This window comes from Acidocella aluminiidurans, assembly GCF_055383125.1.
The window spans coordinates 1,543,170-1,557,711 of record NZ_AP031589.1 but is presented as its reverse complement, the minus strand read 5'-3'; the positions used below and the strand labels follow the sequence as shown (position 1 = coordinate 1,557,711).

Here is a 14,542-nt window from a genome sequence, read left to right as displayed (position 1 = left end):
CATATCTCTTTCCATACCCCGTTCATCATCTCGTTCACCACCTCATATACCATCTCTAATCTCGTCTGCCGGGTGTGGTAGTGGGTTATGCGGCTACAACAGACCAAGGAATGCTAGCGCATGCGGGTGCGGTAATATGCCCGGGGTTAGGCAACCCGATTTCACGGCCAAAGTGCATTCTGCTCTTGTTCCCGTGACATTACCGATGTTTCAATTTAGGCAACCATTCGTAACGCGGTAATGCAATTTCGCGTTGTCTCCGCTCGACCGGGAGGCTTGTTATGATAGCCGGTGCAATGATCGCTACGAAGAGATCGTGACGCAGATTGGAACAGCGAATAGTTTTGCGGAAATGCAAAGGGTGGCCGTCGGTATATGCGGAGTATATCATCTCGCCAATATCGCATATCACGCGGCTTATCTTCGGGGCGCTCAAAGTTTCAACCCGATCTTGGTTCTGACTTATGAGTCTGAATGGATCGAACGTTATAAAAACAATGATTACTTCAAAATTGATCCGGTGGTTGTGTCTGGCACCAAAGGTTTCCTGCCGCTGGATTGGGCGCATCCTGACCGCGATAATCATGTGGCCCGGGATTTCTTCGCGGAAGCTGACCGGTTTGCTGTTGGCCGGCTAGGGATGACTTGGACCTTGCGCATTGCTTCAAATCTTCTGGCGTTTTAACGGAATAGATTCACTTTGGTCAGATCCACCACTTGGCTGGCACGCCCATTCATCACGGCCTTCAACAGGAACAGGCCGAAGCCCTTAACATCCTTCGCGGTGGTTTTTGGCGGCATCACTAACTCCTGCCGGGCGGAGACCACATCCAGCAGCGCCGGGCCGGGATGGGCCAGCACCTCCCGCACCCCGGCCTCCAGATCCTGCGGCTTTTCCACCCGCACGCCCTTCACCCCCATGGCGCGGGCCATGGCGGCGAAATCCGGGTTCTGCAGGTCCGTGCCGGTGTCCAGAAAGCCATTGGCCTTCATCTCCAGCTCCACGAAGCCAAGCGTGCCGTTATTCAGCACGATCACCTTCACCGGCAGCTTCAACTGCGAGAGGGTGAGGAAATCCCCCATCATCATCGCAAACCCGCCATCGCCCGAGAGGGAAACCACCTGCCGCCCGGGAAACGCCGCCTGCGCGCCGATGGCCTGGAGCAGCGCATTGGCCATGGAGCCATGGTTGAAGGAACCCAGCAGCCGCCGCCCCCCGCCCAGCTTCAAATAGCGCGCCGCCCAGACGGTGGGGGTGCCGACATCGCAGGTGAAAATGGCATCGGGCGCCGCCAGTTCGCTCACCAGCCGGTTGAGCTGCTGGGGGTGCACATGCTTGCTGGTGGGGGTAATCTTGGCCAGCTCGTCCAGCTCCGTCCGGGCGGCATGGTAGTCAGCCACCGCCACACGCAGAAAACTCTCATCCTGCTGCTGCGCCAGGCGCGGCAGCAGGGCGGTCAGCGTCTCCTTCACATCGCCCACCAGCCCCTTGGTAAGGGGGCAGCGATTACCCAGCGCCTCCGGCCGGATGTCGATCTGCACTACCGTGGCCGCTTCGGGGTAGAATTGCCGGTAGGGAAAGCCCGTGCCCAGCATCACCAGCGTGTCGGAGCTTTTCAGCGCCTTATAGCCGGAAGCGAAGCCGATGAAGCCGGTCATGCCAACGTCGTAGGGATTATCGTGCTCCACATGCTCCTTGCCGCGCAGCGCGTGCACAATCGGCGCCTGCAGCTTCGCGGCCAGGGCGATCACCTCGTCATGGGCACCCTCGCACCCCGCGCCGCACAGAATAGTGGTGCGGCTGGCAGCGTTCAGCAGCGCGGCGGTTTCGTCCAAAGCCGTGTCAGACGGGCGAACGACCGGCGGCTCCGGCAGCAGGAATTCCGGCACCTCCGCCTTCAGCTCCTCGAGCGCCACGTCGCCGGGGATGATCACCACCGCCACCCCCTTGCGCGCCACGGCGGTGCGGATGGCGCGTTCCAGAATCTGCGGCAGCTGGCGGGGGGTGGAAACCAGCTCACAATAATGGCTGCACTCCTTGAATAGAATCTCCGGGTGCGTGGCCTGGAAATAATCGATCCCGATCTCGGTGCTGGGAATATGCGCGGCAATGGCCAGCACCGGCGCCTGCGAACGGTGCGCGTCAAACAGCCCGTTGATGAGGTGCAAATTGCCCGGCCCGCAACTGCCAGCGCATACCGCGAGTTGGCCGGTGAGCTGCGCTTCTGCCCCGGCGGCGAAAGCCGCCCCTTCCTCATGGCGCATATGTTTCCATTCGATGTGCCCCTGCGCGCGCAGCGCATCGGTAAAGCCGTTCAGGGAATCCCCCACCACGCCATAAACCCGCCGTACCCCCGTCGCCGCCAGGGTTGCCGCCATATAAGAAGCCGCGCTTGCCTGCATGTTGTGTCTCCCGATGATGCGTTCACTCTGCCCAGTCACAAGTCCGATTAGCCGAATTCCACGATCCTAGTAATCTACTCTCATCACTTGAGGCTAGTTTCTCGATTGGGTCAGGCCTTGCCGGTACATCCCTAGTGTCCAGACATACCCGATCAAGACCATCACTGTCGTATTATCTTATCGACATATCAACCGATAACTCTTGAAAGAAAAGGACATAGCTTGCTTAAAAGACGCTTGACATATCGGTTGGAGATGCCCCGCACCCTAAATCACTCAGCTCAATATTATCCATCTCGACTATGCCGCATGATCGAGCTGTCTCAAGCGCCCCGACACAAAAAATCCAGTAGGCTATAAATGCTCGTGCCCCGGGTCAATGCAAACAACCAAGGGTAGCGCGATGGAATCATAAAGCGCCTCTTCCGCCGACGGGTCAGACTACCCAAACCAGTGCTAGAGGAAAAAATGCATAGCTCCCATTCAAGCAAACCTGTCCGAGGATTGCTGAGTTTTGGGTAGAACAGCGCAATCGGATCGTACAGGAGCAGCTACGGGGCTGTCCCATCCATCTCCGACAGAAATGCTGCACGATTTGTCGGACTTTCAAACCGATAAAATTCAATACGCGCAAATCTTAATAAAATCATAAGGGAAAATTTTTGGCATGTATATGGAAGTTATTGCAAGGGTATCTGGCAATTCCAACCACTCAGGTATCCCATAAGTAAATTGGACAATTGGGAACTTTCAGTTGATTCAGGCCCGTGCATCGCGCCGCCAGCGGCCGGGTGGCGTTCTGAACATTTTTGAAAATACGCGAGTGAAATGGCTTTGGTCGGTGAAGCCGCAATCGACAGAGATTTCCGCCAGGGAGAGTGTGGTTTCACGTAGGAGCGTTCTAGCTTTTTCGAGCCGCCGCCAAGTTAGCCATTGATGCGGAGATTGCCCGGTGGAGGTGCGGAAAGAGCGGTTAAAATGACCGGCGGAGACGCCGCAAGCCTTGGCGATCTCGGCAATGGAGAGGTTGCCGTTCAGATGGTTGCGGAGCATCTCCTTCGCCAGGGCTTCCTGGCGTTTGGACAGGTAGCTGACGCGCATGCCGGAGGATTGAGGCTCCAGAGTATAGTGCTCGAAGAGATGCGCGGCGATGGTAAGGGAAAGCTGGTCTAGCACGAGAGTGCTGTATTCTCCGGGGCGTTCGAACATCGGCAATATCGCGCGCAGCAAATTGCCGATCACCGGGTCACTGTTGGCCTGCACATCTTTCAGGCGGGCAGTGATTTTCAAATCAAGATCGGCCCGCAATTTCTGGGAGGCAGCGCTGGGGAGTTCCATCAGAACGAAATCAAATCCTCCAGTAAGGTCGGCTTTGTAACGATCTTCAAAGTCGCGGACATAGATCGCGTTGTGGGTGAAATGATGAAGAGTTGGCTGACCCTTTTTGAAAATCTTCCGCTCATGGCCAGATGTCATCGAGGCGCCGATGAGATAGCCCCTGTCCGCGGGCGGCGTTTCTATCTGGCCGAGGCGGATGCTGGTGCTGACCTTATGGTAAAAGCGTATATATTGGCTATCGAGGCTCTGATCGCAGAGCAGCTTTTCTAGATTACAACCAAGGCTGTCACGCTTTACCGGGACCAGGGAAGGGAGAGGGGCGGCTTGGTCCCGTTTCATTCACGTCATACCGCTTTGTGCGGCCACAGACGATGTGAGGCCGGGGTGAGGACGCTGCGGAAAAACATGGTTAGCAAAGACAAGCCGGAACACACCATGCCCTTTCTCTGCCAGGGGTAGGACTGGCTTGTAAAGTTTTATCTCTGAGATTGGAGGCCCGCGGCGTGTTAATGTATCTCAAAGAGATATTTGAGGCATTATTCGGTACGGGAGATAGGAAGCGGCAATTTAAATTCAATCAGTACGCTAAATTGATGCAAATCTGCCGCCAGGGCCACCCCGCGGCTTAGAGGCCATAGGAGATCTGCACCCCGACATAATCGCCATTATGTCCGCCGGCGCGGCGGATGACGTTGCCGACCTGGAAATGCACCGCCTCTATGGCGAAGGCGGCGGAACGGCAGATGGTCCAGTCCAACCGAATCTGGCCGTATGTGCCCGTATAGGTGCCGGGTTGCCCCGCCGTGCCGGCCACGGCGATATCGGGCTGAGTATAAACCGCATCCGCCGTGGTCTGCCGCCATTGCGGTGCGATCGCCAGCATGAGCTTGAGCGCGCTGGTGGGGTGCAGGGTGATCGAGGGCTTGACCTGCACGAAATTCACATAGCCGGAATAGCCCGCCAGGGTGAGGTAGGAGCCGTTGGGGAACATAGGGTTGAAACTGCCCAGCGTATGGCCGTGCGGGTTTGAGTTGCCCGAAGCGGCATCCAGCTGCAGGCCAAGCCGCGGCTTCCATGGCGTCTTCTGAAAACTATAGCCGGCCAACGCACCAACCGCCCAGGCGAAAACCCCATCCGGCCCTACCTGGCCAAGCTGAATCATCGTCTCCGCATCCCAATCGACCGGGCCGGATTTACCAGACATATGAACGTCGAAATTCTCCCGCCGCTCATCACCGGAGACGGTGAGATAGTGGCTACCCGCCTGGGTATAATGGGTGAAATAGGCGGCGAGGCTGGTGGAGGCGTTAAGCTGCCGCTCCACACGAAAGCCAGAGAGGGTGAGTTTGGTGGAGCTGTAATCGTCGAATACACGCTCATTTCTGTCCTGCACGGGGCGGCTATAGAAGCTGATGATGCGCCAAGTCCCAATCTCGTAATCCGCCCAGGCGGCGTCGTAGGATTGGCGGATGTTCGGCCCGTCGCGCACGGAGATGAAGCGCTGCAGATCGAACGCGAATTGCTGGCGGCCCAGGCGCAGGCGCAGGAGGCCGCCCGCCACCGGCTCGGTCAGGGCGGCGAAGGCCTGTTCGACATCGAGCTGGTTTTCATCCACGGGTGTCAGGCGGGCTTTGCCAGGCGCGAAATCGCTTTGCAGCTGCATGAACACTTGCAGCTGCCGGGCGACATGCAGGTCGCCATGCAGCTCCATCCGGCTAAGCAGGTAGTTTTGCGCCGGATAGTTCTTCACGCCGAAATTCACGGCGTTGTTGCTCTCAAATCGCTCGCGGATGTTCACGCCGAAGGAGAGATAGGTGTCAGGATCCTTCGGCGCGAGCGGGATATATTTCAGCCCGTCGAGCGGGGCGGGGGGCACGCGCTTATCCGCTAGGACCGACCAATCCTCCTGCCAGCGGTTGAACATGATCACCGGCCGGGCGGGAGGGGCGGGTTGCGTCTGGGCCTTGGCCTGCCATCCTCCGCACACCGCCAGAGCGAGCATCCCGCCGTGCAGGAAATCTAGACGGGCCATGAGGGAGCGTTACCGGCCGAGCTGCTGATGAATTTCGGCGATATAGCCGCCCGGGAAGTCCAGCATCGCGCTCTCCCGCCCACCGGCGGTGACGGGTGGGGTGAGCAGCTTCACCCCCGCCGCCTGCGCCTTGGCGAGGGTGGCGTGCAGATCCTTCACCTCATAGCCGGTCATTTCCCGGCCGTATGGGTAGGGCAGATGCCCGTCCGTGACATAGACGGCGACGCGGCCGAAGCCGGATTCGATGCGCACCAGCCGGAAATGCCCGCCCGGCTCGCCAATCTCCTCGCCCGGCGCGTCGGGGTTGTCCGAGACGATTTTGCCGTGGGCGAAGGCGGTGAAGCTGTGCACGAATTCATCCGCCTTGCCCGGGGAGACATAGACGCGGTTTTCCGGGACGGTTTGCAGCGCCCCGTAATGCGGCGCTTTAACGTGCCAGTATAGCTGCATGTTTACCCCGCCCGGCCACTGGATGATGGCATCCCGGCCGATCGGATCGGGGAAGGTGGATACGGTGACGGCCGCGCCATTCTGGCGGGCTGCGGCGACGGCTTCGTCCATATCCGTCACCAGATAGCCTGTGCGCTCATTGCCGAACGGATAGGGAGTAGGGGTTTTGAAGCCGAATACCGAGATCGTGCCGACCGGCGTCAGCACGAGCTGGGAGATGGTCTGGCTCGGCGTGGGGGTGACCTGAAACACGCCCCGGGGCGAGGTGTGGCCCCCGAACGTGGCGACGACGCTGGCGACGAACCGGTCGAAATCCTGCGGCGGCACATAGACATGGGTGGTGTCGTATTGTGGGCCGACAGAGGGGGGCACTGCTGAGGTTTGGGCCAGGGCAGTACTGGCGGGCAGGGCGAGAGCCAAGCTAGCGGTGAGGGAAAAGGCACGAAACTGACGCATTCTGAGGTTCCTGTATTTTTAACCGGGCCTGAGCTTCACGCCCGCAAGCTGGTGCGGGGGAGGTAGGGGGCCATTGCGACCAGCACGAGGCCCGCGATGAGCCCGAGATGTTCGAAGAATGTGTTGAGGGCCATCATCTGCGCCGCCCCATGCAGGGCCCAGAAACGGTCGGCTGTCAGCATGGCCACGAAGGTCAGGCAGCCAAGCCCGCCCGCTCCCAGCCAGACCGCCCGGTAGGCCAGCACCAGCGCCGAGCCGCCCAGCTCGACGATGATGGCCATGGCCGCCCAGAGCCAGGCCGGATGCAGGCCGAAATGCGCCTGCTCCTGCACGGCACCCGGGACGTTCAGCAGCTTGGTCACGCCGCCGAGCAGATAGGCCGAGACCAGCGCAAGCCGGGCGGCCGGCCAGAGCAACGGGGCACTTAAGATGGATTGGATGAGACGCGGCGTCGCCATGGGGCTCACACGGCCCAGCAGGCGCAGCCCAGCGCGCCCCAAAAGGATTTAAGGTCGCCCACCGGAAGGCGCGCCCCCCAGGCAGGGGCGTGGTTATGCCCATGCACGCCGCAGGAGTTGGCGCAGCCGCAGAAATTCATGCTGGTTCGGGAGAGCTGGCTGGCGGGCCTTTCGCCCCAGGCGGCGTAGCCGCCGAAGCGCCGCACGGGCGACCAGTCTGGCATGGCGGGTGGGGGCGGTGTGTCGTCCAGTGCGGTGAAACTGCCGGCGCCATAGACCACCTTGCCGCCGACCAAGGTGAGGTCGGCGGTGATATCCGCGATCTCCGCTTCCGCGCAGGCGAAATAATCGGCGCTGGGCACGATCATATCCGCGAGATAGCCTGGCGCGATCCGGCCGCGCTGGCCTTCCTCGTTATTGAACCAGGCGACATTCTCGGTCCACATGCGCAGGGCGGTCTCACGGTCCAGGCAATTATGCGCCGGGGTGACGCGCAAGCCGCCGACGGTGCGGCCCGTGACCAGCCAGGAGAGGCAGACCCAAGGGTTGTAGGAGGCGACGCGCGTGGCATCCGTTCCGGCGGAGACTTTAGCGCCCTTGGCTAACATGCGGGCAACTGGCGGGGTAGCCTCCGCCGCCTGGAAGCCATAGCGTTCGACGAAATATTCCCCCTGATAGGCCATGCGGTGCTGAATAGCGACGCCGCCGCCCAGGGCGGCAATTCGGTCGATAGATTTTTCAGAGATGGTTTCTGCATGGTCGAAGAACCAGTTGAGCCCGGCCAGCGGCGTGTCTTTATTGACCTTCTCGAACACGTCCAGAGCGCGGGAGATGGTTTCGTCATAGGTGGCGTGCATGCGCCAGGGCCAGCGGTTTTGCGCCAGCACGCGCAGAACCTCTTCCAGTTCGCCTTCCATCTCCGGCGCCATGTCCGGGCGGGGCTGGCGGAAATCCTCGAAATCAGCGGCGGAGAAAACCAGCATTTCACCGGCGCCATTATGGCGGAAATAGTCCGTCCCCTGCTTATAGGTCGTGGATTTCGTCCAGTTTAGGAAGTCTTCTTTTTCCTCCTTTGGCTTTTGCGTGAAGAGGTTGTAGGCGATACGCACGGTGAGCTGACCAGCGTCTGAGAGATCTTGGATTACCTTGTAATCCTCGGGGTAATTTTGGAAACCGCCGCCAGCATCGATGGCGCCGGTAACGCCGAGCCGGTTCAGTTCGCGCATGAAATGCCGGGTGGAGTTGAGCTGATATTCGTAAGGCAGCTTCGGGCCTTTTGCCAATGTGGCGTAGAGAATGCCCGCATTGGGCTTGGCCAGCAGTAGGCCGGTGGGGTTGCCCGCCGAGTCGCGCGTGATCTCGCCGCCGGGCGGCTCGGGAGTGTCTTTCGTATAGCCGACCGCGCGCAGAGCCGCCGCGTTCAGGAAGGCGCGGTCGTAAAGATGCAGCAGGAACACAGGCGTTTCCGGCGCGACGGCGTTGAGCTCCTCGATCGTCGGCAGACGCTTTTCGGCGAATTGATGTTCGGTGAACCCGCCAACCACGCGCACCCATTGCGGCGGCGGGGTGATGGCCACCTGGCGCTTGAGCATGTCCATGGCATCCGCGAGGGAGCGCACGCCATCCCAGCGCAGCTCCATGTTGAAGTTCAGTCCGCCGCGGATGATATGGAGATGATTGTCGATCAACCCTGGCAGAACGCCACGCCCCTGCAGGTCGATCCGCTTGGTATGATCGCCCGCCAGCGGGAGAATATCCTTGGTATCGCCGATGGCGATGAATTTGCCATCCTTCACCGCCGCTGCTTCAACGATGGGAGCGGAACGGTCGAGCGTGGTGATCTTGCCGTTATACAGGATGAGGTCGGCGGGGGCGGCATTCATGGTGCAATCTCCAGGAGATTTTCAATGTCCAGAGGTAGGCCGGCGGGCAGGCCCGCCGGCCGGAGGCGGGGTCAGGCCTTGATGAAGGCCAGAATATCCTCGTTGATGACATCCGCATTGGTCGTGCACATGCCGTGCGGGAAGCCGGGATAGATCTTTAGCGTGCTGGTCTTGATCAGTTTGGCTTGCAGCAGGGCCGCATCCTTGTAGGGTACAACCTGATCGTCGTCGCCCTGCAGCACGAGGGTCGGCACGGTGATGGCTTTCAGATCCTCGGTCTGATCGGTTTCAGAGAAGGCCTTGATGCCATCATAATGCGCCTTGGCCGCACCCATCATGCCCTGGCGCCACCAATTTTCGATTATGCCCTGGGAGATTTTTGCGTCGGGTCGGTTGAAGCCGTAGAACGGGCCGGATGCGACATCGAGGAAGAATTGCGTGCGGTTGGCGGCCAGGGCCGCGCGGAATCCGTCGAACACTTCGATCGGCGTGCCGGCCGTGTTGTTCTCGGTCTTGACCATAAGCGGTGGCACCGCGCTGATCAGAACAGCCTTGGCGACACGGCCCTGCGGCTGGCCATATTTCGCGACATAGCGAGCAACTTCGCCGCCGCCTGTGGAATGGCCGATATGGACTGTATTGTTCAGGTTGAGATGCTCGACCACGGCGCTCGCGTCCGCTGCGTAATGGTTCATGTCGTGCCCATCGCTCACCTGCGTTGAACGGCCATGTCCGCGGCGGTCATGCGCCACAACGCGGTAGCCCTGATGCACGAAGAACAGCAGCTGAGTATCCCAATCATCGGAGCTGAGCGGCCAGCCATGATGGAACATGATCGGCTGTGCCTCCTTCGGTCCCCAGTCCTTATAGAAGATATCGACGCCATCCTTCGTGATTACGCTCGACATGATACGATCTCCGGTGAGTTGCTTGGCGCTTCCTGCGAGGGCGGCGCCGGGTAAGCTGGCTGCCGCGACGGCCGCCGGGGCAACAAAGCCAAGGGCGGTTCTGCGATGAAACAAGGCAGATGAATGGCTGCCCTTGTCTTGGCGCGAATACTCTGCGGCGACGCGGCGCTCTTATCAGTGCCCTTCGGAGGCGCTGAACATTGTTTTCGCGTAGATTAGGCCAAGCCCGTAGGCTCCGCCATAATCCTTGGCGATACCGGTGGTCATGCCATAGGTCTCGGTGCGGGCCCAGTCGCGCTGCAGTTCCAGCAGATATTGCAGGGAGGTTACAGGCCGCGCGCCAGCCTGGATCATGCGCTCTAGCGCGCGCTCATGTGCTTCCTCTGACACATCGCCGCAGGCGTCGGCGATCACGTAAACCTCAAAGCCCTGGTCGATGGCGGACAGGGCCGGGCCGACGATGCAGACGGAGGTCCAGAGTCCGGCAAGGACGATGCGCTTCTTGCCAATGCGGTTGACTTCCTCGATAACCGCAGCGTCTTCCCAGGTGTTCATGCTGGTGCGGTCGAAAAGTTTCTGACCTGGAAAAGCCGAGGTAATTTCTTCGAACATCGGGCCGGAGAAGCTCTTCTCGGCTACGGTGGTAAGGATGGTGGAGGCTTTGAACCCGGCGGCGGCGCGCGAGATCAGGGCCGCGTTATTGCGTAGCGTGACAGCGTCGATCGACTTGGTCGCGAAAGACATCTGCGACTGGAAGTCGATGAGGATGAGGGTGTGGTCGGTGGGGCTGAGAAGCAGCTTGCCCGGGGTGGGGGTTGCGGTGAGGGCCATGGTCGATCTCCTGAATGAGGTGGACGATGGCATTATTCTTTATCGCGAGACGGGTTGGTGACTTGTCGGTTGGCGCGCTGCTTTGAACGATTGCGCGATGACCTTGCGTAACGGGCGTTTCGAAAATAGCTCTAAGATGATTCAGGTTTTATTTTTGGAAAGCGCGCCGCCAGGTGCCGGGTGGCATGCCGGTTGACCTGGTGAAGGCGCGGGTGAATTGTGCCTGGTCTGAGAAGCCACAAGTCAGGGCGATGTCCGCGATTGGTGTGTTTCCGAGGGAAAGGCGGGCCTTGGCTTGGTCCAGCCGGTAGTGCAGCAGCCATTTGTAGGGGGTGGTGCCGATGCTCTCCCGGAAGGCGCGGGTGAAATGCCCGCGCGAGAGGCCGCATGCCTCGGCCACGCTGGCGACGGAGATGTTCTCGGCGAAATGCGCGCTGAGATAGGCTTTTGCCCGCCCTTCCTGCGTGTTGGAAAGGCCGCCGCTTTTAAGGGGTGGCGGGTGTCCATAATCGCCATAGCGCTGCATCAGATGCGCGCAGACAGTGAGGGTGAGATGATCGATGAAAAGCGCATTCGGTTCATGCGCCGCATGAAAGCTGGATAGTAAGGCTTGCACGAAGCCGGCCATTACGGGGTCGAGCATCCCAGGCTCGCAGGCCAGTGTGCCGGGGCGCTTCAGCCCTTCATCTTCCGCGAAACCATTCAGCGCCGCGCGCGGAATGTAGAAATAGACGGACTGATGCGGCTCGCTGACATGGGCGGAGAATTCCGCCTCCAGATTCACGATGCGCATGGAGTGCGCGGCATAGCCCTGGGCCAAAAAACATTTGCCACGGCTCCAAAGCTCGTGACGGCGCATGGCGTTAAGATAGACGGCAACGATGAAGCTGTCCTCAGCGGGGACGATGGGTGTGCGACCCATTTTCTCTGGTCCCACGATGAGATGAGTGACGCCGATCTGTGCCGCGCGCAGGGTGCGCGACGTGAAGGCGGGTGCCCGCTGCGCGCCGAAGCTATGGGCTATGGCATCGCCGTAGCGGCGGTTGGGAGTGTCCATCCGTGAAACGTCCCCGTGCTGCATGCGGAGCTTACAACAGCGCGGTTTGGGTAGGAAGGCAGGCCCGAGCGGCACGGGCGAAGGCTAGACGGCCTGTCAGCGCCAAGACCGGGCCCGCTAGCCCAGCCAAGGAGAGGACCAGGAGCATGGCGCTGCCAAGATGCGAGGCGCCGTGGAACAGGCGGTCGCTCAGCAGCCCCACCAATGCCGGCCCCAGGCCGATGCCGACCAGGCTGACGAAGGAGACAAGCAGCGCCGTTATCAAGCCGCGCAAGGGTGCGGGGGTGATGATCTGCACCCCGGCCAGCCCGTTCGGCGTTGTGGCGAAGGCGATGAAATTGAACAGCACATAGCCCGCCATGGAAAGCGGCAGTGAGGTGGCGCTGCAGAACAAAGCCGCGGGGGCCACGGACAGGATCAGACCGGCGGCGAGGCTGAGATTTTGCGGGCCCGGCAGATTGCGGGCCTGCAGCCGATCCGTCAGATAGCCGCCGGCGAATTGCCCGGCAGGGGCCGAGAGCAGATACATCCCGCCCACCAGCATGGCCGCCTGGCCTGGCGGCAGGCCAAACTGGCGCATATAGAAAAGCGGCACCCAGGCGCCTTGGGTTTGCGTCAGGACGTTGCTGCAGGCTGTGGCTCCCGCCAGGCAGCCATAAGCGCGGCCATGGCGGGCGATATGGGCAAAGGCTGTACGCAGATGCGGCCAAAAGGGGCGTGGCGTGTCATCGCGGGGCAGCTTTGGCAATGTCATGGCCAGGGGGGCGGCCACCAGCCCCGGCAGGGCGGCCAGCAGGAACAGCATTTGCCACGGGTCGAGGGCTCCCACGAGCGGCAGGTGCAGAGGGGCGGATTTGCTCAGTTGACTGAGCAAATAGCCGCCGCCCAGCAGCGCGATGGCATTGCCACTGGTGGCGCCGATGAGAAAGATCGCCGAGGCGCGGGCCATGTGCTGGCGCGGCAGCAGCAAGGCGAGCAGGGAGGCGCCGGCGGGCAGCAAGCAGGCCTCGCCCAGCCCCACGCCGATGCGAGCCAGGAAGAAGGGCAGAATATGGCTTGTCAGCCCGCAGGCGGCGGTCATGACCGTCCAGACCAGCATGCCGATGGCGATGATGGCGCGGCGACTCCAGCGGTCAGCCAGCCAGCCGAGCGGAATGCCCGCGAGGCAGAATAGCAGAATGAAGGAGATACCATGCAGCAGGCCGAACTGGCTGTCGGTTAGATGCAGGGCATGCTGAATGGGCGCTGCCACCACGCCCAATACACCGCGGTCGATGAATGCCACCGCGTAGCCGCAGCCGAGATAAAGGGCAGCATACCAGGAAGACGCCCCGCTCGGCTGGGTCTGCATTTCGCTCATGCGCTGCGTGATGCCATGCCCAGCCGTGCGGACGCAATCGTGGCTGAAGCTTAGCCCCCCTGTTCGCGCCGCCAGTTCCCGGGCGGAATACCGACTTCGCGGCTGAATAGCCGGGTGAGGTGGCTTTGGTCTGAAAAGCCGCAGGCAAGGGCGATTTCCGCGATAGAGTCACCGCCCGCGCGCAGCATGTCCTTCACCGCCTGCAGCCTTTGTTCCAGCAGCCAGCGATGCGGCGTGCGTCCCGTGGTTTCCTTAAACGCCTTGGTGAAATGGCTGCGCGAAAGCCCGCATTCCTCGGCGGCGGCGGCGATGGAGACGTCGCCGCCGATGTTGGCCAGCAGATAATCCTTGGCCCGGCGCGCCTGCAGCGTGGACAGTCCGCCCTTGGCACGTTTTTCCGGCACGTTCAGCCCGCCATAATGCTGGGCGAGATGCAGGCTGAGTGCCAACCCCACCTGGTCGACGAACAGACATTGCGCCTCATCCGGATTGCTTAGTGAGCAGAGCAAAGCGCGGCCGAGGCTGGCGGCCACGGGATCGATCCTGCCGGCTGGGCAGGTGAGGCCCGCCGCCACTCGCGTGGCACCCATCTCCTGCGCCACGGCGCTCAGCGCGGCGCGGGTGACGTGCAGGAACAGGATATCGAAGGAGGTGCGCAGATAGCCTCGGAATTCTTGGGTGAGGTCCAAGATCTGCACACTGTCTGCCGAGAAGCGCCGGGTGAGGCAAGCCTGGCCGCCCACCTGTACATAGGGCGCGAGGGCGATCGCCACCAAAAAACCCTCCTCGACGGCGGGCGCGGCGATTTCGTCGAGGATCGGCAATGAACTACGTTTGCGGTAAATATCCAGCCCGATTTTTGAATGGGCGCTGGTGCGCAAGACATGCACGTCCTGCTCGCCGAAGTGGCGTGACAGATAAGTCCCGAGTGACGGCCGTTTTACAGCCTTTCCAGAATGCATAAGCATCGTCACGGCAAACCCCAATTGAGCTATTTTGTCGTGTTTCGCGATCTGGTTTTGTGTAACCCGGCGGATTGGGGGACGGATTGGCGATTATAGACAAATTTTGGCAATTTGAATCATTTTATTCGTTTCGTGACTCAATCGGCGCACCATAGGTAAGGGCGAGATGGATTGCCAGCGCGCTGGCAATATGGCTGAGGAACCAAGGCTTGGCCCCATCGCGTGTAGCGAAAAGCGGCAGCATGGCGGCGCCGAGGGCGGCGATGGTCGCATCCGGCGTGCCATAGGCGCAGCTAAGGCGGCGTGGCCAGAAGGGAGCGCAGGCCGCCTCAAACACTGGTCTGCCGACATAGAAGCTCAAGGCATCAATCCCCCCATTGCTGCCAATGGCCAAGGGCTGG

At 60.9% G+C, this 14,542-nt stretch carries 13 protein-coding genes; 1 reads left to right on the top strand and 12 read right to left on the bottom strand.

The genetic code is table 11. The features are described 5' to 3' along the window. Positions 1 to 253 precede the first annotated feature (253 nt). Entirely contained in the window at positions 254 to 685 is a 432-nt protein-coding gene (locus ACZ46S_RS07870; RefSeq protein ID WP_464064046.1) for an autoinducer binding domain-containing protein, read from the top strand. On the opposite strand, the gene poxB is transcribed toward ACZ46S_RS07870, so the two are convergent. The 12 genes from poxB to ACZ46S_RS07810 form a co-directional block, all read right to left on the bottom strand. Beyond that, positions 682 to 2,403 carry a ubiquinone-dependent pyruvate dehydrogenase gene (poxB, locus tag ACZ46S_RS07865; protein ID WP_464064045.1) on the bottom strand — a complete coding sequence of 574 codons (1,722 nt, stop codon included), beginning with the start codon at positions 2,401 to 2,403 and terminating at the stop codon, positions 682 to 684. The two genes, ACZ46S_RS07870 and poxB, sit on opposite strands and share 4 nt — an antisense overlap. Before the next feature lie 759 nt (positions 2,404 to 3,162). Beyond that, the gene (locus ACZ46S_RS07860; protein WP_464064044.1) at positions 3,163 to 4,080 is read right to left on the bottom strand and encodes an AraC family transcriptional regulator; all 918 of its coding nucleotides are present in this window, start codon (positions 4,078 to 4,080) and stop codon (positions 3,163 to 3,165) included. Positions 4,081 to 4,366: 286 nt separating this feature from the next. Then, positions 4,367 to 5,773, bottom strand: coding sequence for an alginate export family protein (locus ACZ46S_RS07855; protein ID WP_464064043.1), 1,407 nt, complete (start codon positions 5,771 to 5,773; stop codon positions 4,367 to 4,369). Positions 5,774 to 5,782: 9 nt separating this feature from the next. Beyond that, positions 5,783 to 6,595: a VOC family protein gene (locus ACZ46S_RS07850; RefSeq protein ID WP_464064042.1), complete on the bottom strand. Its 813-nt coding sequence runs from the start codon at positions 6,593 to 6,595 to the stop codon at positions 5,783 to 5,785. A gap of 119 nt (positions 6,596 to 6,714) precedes the next feature. Next, positions 6,715 to 7,137, bottom strand: a complete 423-nt coding sequence (locus tag ACZ46S_RS07845) for a DoxX family protein (protein ID WP_464064041.1) — start codon at positions 7,135 to 7,137, stop codon at positions 6,715 to 6,717. 5 nt (positions 7,138 to 7,142) lie between these two features. Next, complete coding sequence (locus ACZ46S_RS07840; RefSeq protein ID WP_464064040.1) at positions 7,143 to 9,020, bottom strand: amidohydrolase; 1,878 nt, start codon at positions 9,018 to 9,020, stop codon at positions 7,143 to 7,145. 71 nt (positions 9,021 to 9,091) lie between these two features. Then, positions 9,092 to 9,928, bottom strand: coding sequence for an alpha/beta fold hydrolase (locus tag ACZ46S_RS07835; RefSeq protein WP_464064039.1), 837 nt, complete (start codon positions 9,926 to 9,928; stop codon positions 9,092 to 9,094). Positions 9,929 to 10,102: 174 nt separating this feature from the next. After that, complete coding sequence (locus tag ACZ46S_RS07830; RefSeq protein ID WP_464064038.1) at positions 10,103 to 10,759, bottom strand: hydrolase; 657 nt, start codon at positions 10,757 to 10,759, stop codon at positions 10,103 to 10,105. Between the two features lie 148 nt (positions 10,760 to 10,907). After that, on the bottom strand, positions 10,908 to 11,816 hold the full coding sequence (locus tag ACZ46S_RS07825) for a helix-turn-helix domain-containing protein (protein WP_295741183.1): 909 nt from the start codon (positions 11,814 to 11,816) through the stop codon (positions 10,908 to 10,910). A 31-nt stretch (positions 11,817 to 11,847) separates the two neighbouring features. Then, positions 11,848 to 13,176, bottom strand: a complete 1,329-nt coding sequence (locus ACZ46S_RS07820; RefSeq protein WP_464064037.1) for an MFS transporter — start codon at positions 13,174 to 13,176, stop codon at positions 11,848 to 11,850. Positions 13,177 to 13,226: 50 nt separating this feature from the next. Beyond that, positions 13,227 to 14,057: a helix-turn-helix domain-containing protein gene (locus ACZ46S_RS07815; RefSeq protein WP_464064036.1), complete on the bottom strand. Its 831-nt coding sequence runs from the start codon at positions 14,055 to 14,057 to the stop codon at positions 13,227 to 13,229. A 205-nt stretch (positions 14,058 to 14,262) separates the two neighbouring features. Beyond that, the gene (locus tag ACZ46S_RS07810) at positions 14,263 to 14,502 is read right to left on the bottom strand and encodes a hypothetical protein (RefSeq protein ID WP_464064035.1); all 240 of its coding nucleotides are present in this window, start codon (positions 14,500 to 14,502) and stop codon (positions 14,263 to 14,265) included. Positions 14,503 to 14,542 lie beyond the last annotated feature (40 nt).

Bases quoted from the DNA above. Each gene is read 5' to 3' on its own strand.
- poxB (WP_464064045.1), bottom strand. From the start codon at position 2,403: ATGCAGGCAAGCGCGGCTTCTTATATGGCGGCAACCCTGGCGGCGACG.
- ACZ46S_RS07860 (WP_464064044.1), bottom strand. From the start codon at position 4,080: ATGAAACGGGACCAAGCCGCCCCTCTCCCTTCCCTGGTCCCGGTAAAG.
- ACZ46S_RS07855 (WP_464064043.1), bottom strand. From the start codon at position 5,773: ATGGCCCGTCTAGATTTCCTGCACGGCGGGATGCTCGCTCTGGCGGTG.
- ACZ46S_RS07845 (WP_464064041.1), bottom strand. From the start codon at position 7,137: ATGGCGACGCCGCGTCTCATCCAATCCATCTTAAGTGCCCCGTTGCTC.
- ACZ46S_RS07840 (WP_464064040.1), bottom strand. From the start codon at position 9,020: ATGAATGCCGCCCCCGCCGACCTCATCCTGTATAACGGCAAGATCACC.
- ACZ46S_RS07835 (WP_464064039.1), bottom strand. From the start codon at position 9,928: ATGTCGAGCGTAATCACGAAGGATGGCGTCGATATCTTCTATAAGGAC.
- ACZ46S_RS07830 (WP_464064038.1), bottom strand. From the start codon at position 10,759: ATGGCCCTCACCGCAACCCCCACCCCGGGCAAGCTGCTTCTCAGCCCC.
- ACZ46S_RS07825 (WP_295741183.1), bottom strand. From the start codon at position 11,816: ATGGACACTCCCAACCGCCGCTACGGCGATGCCATAGCCCATAGCTTC.
- ACZ46S_RS07820 (WP_464064037.1), bottom strand. From the start codon at position 13,176: ATGAGCGAAATGCAGACCCAGCCGAGCGGGGCGTCTTCCTGGTATGCT.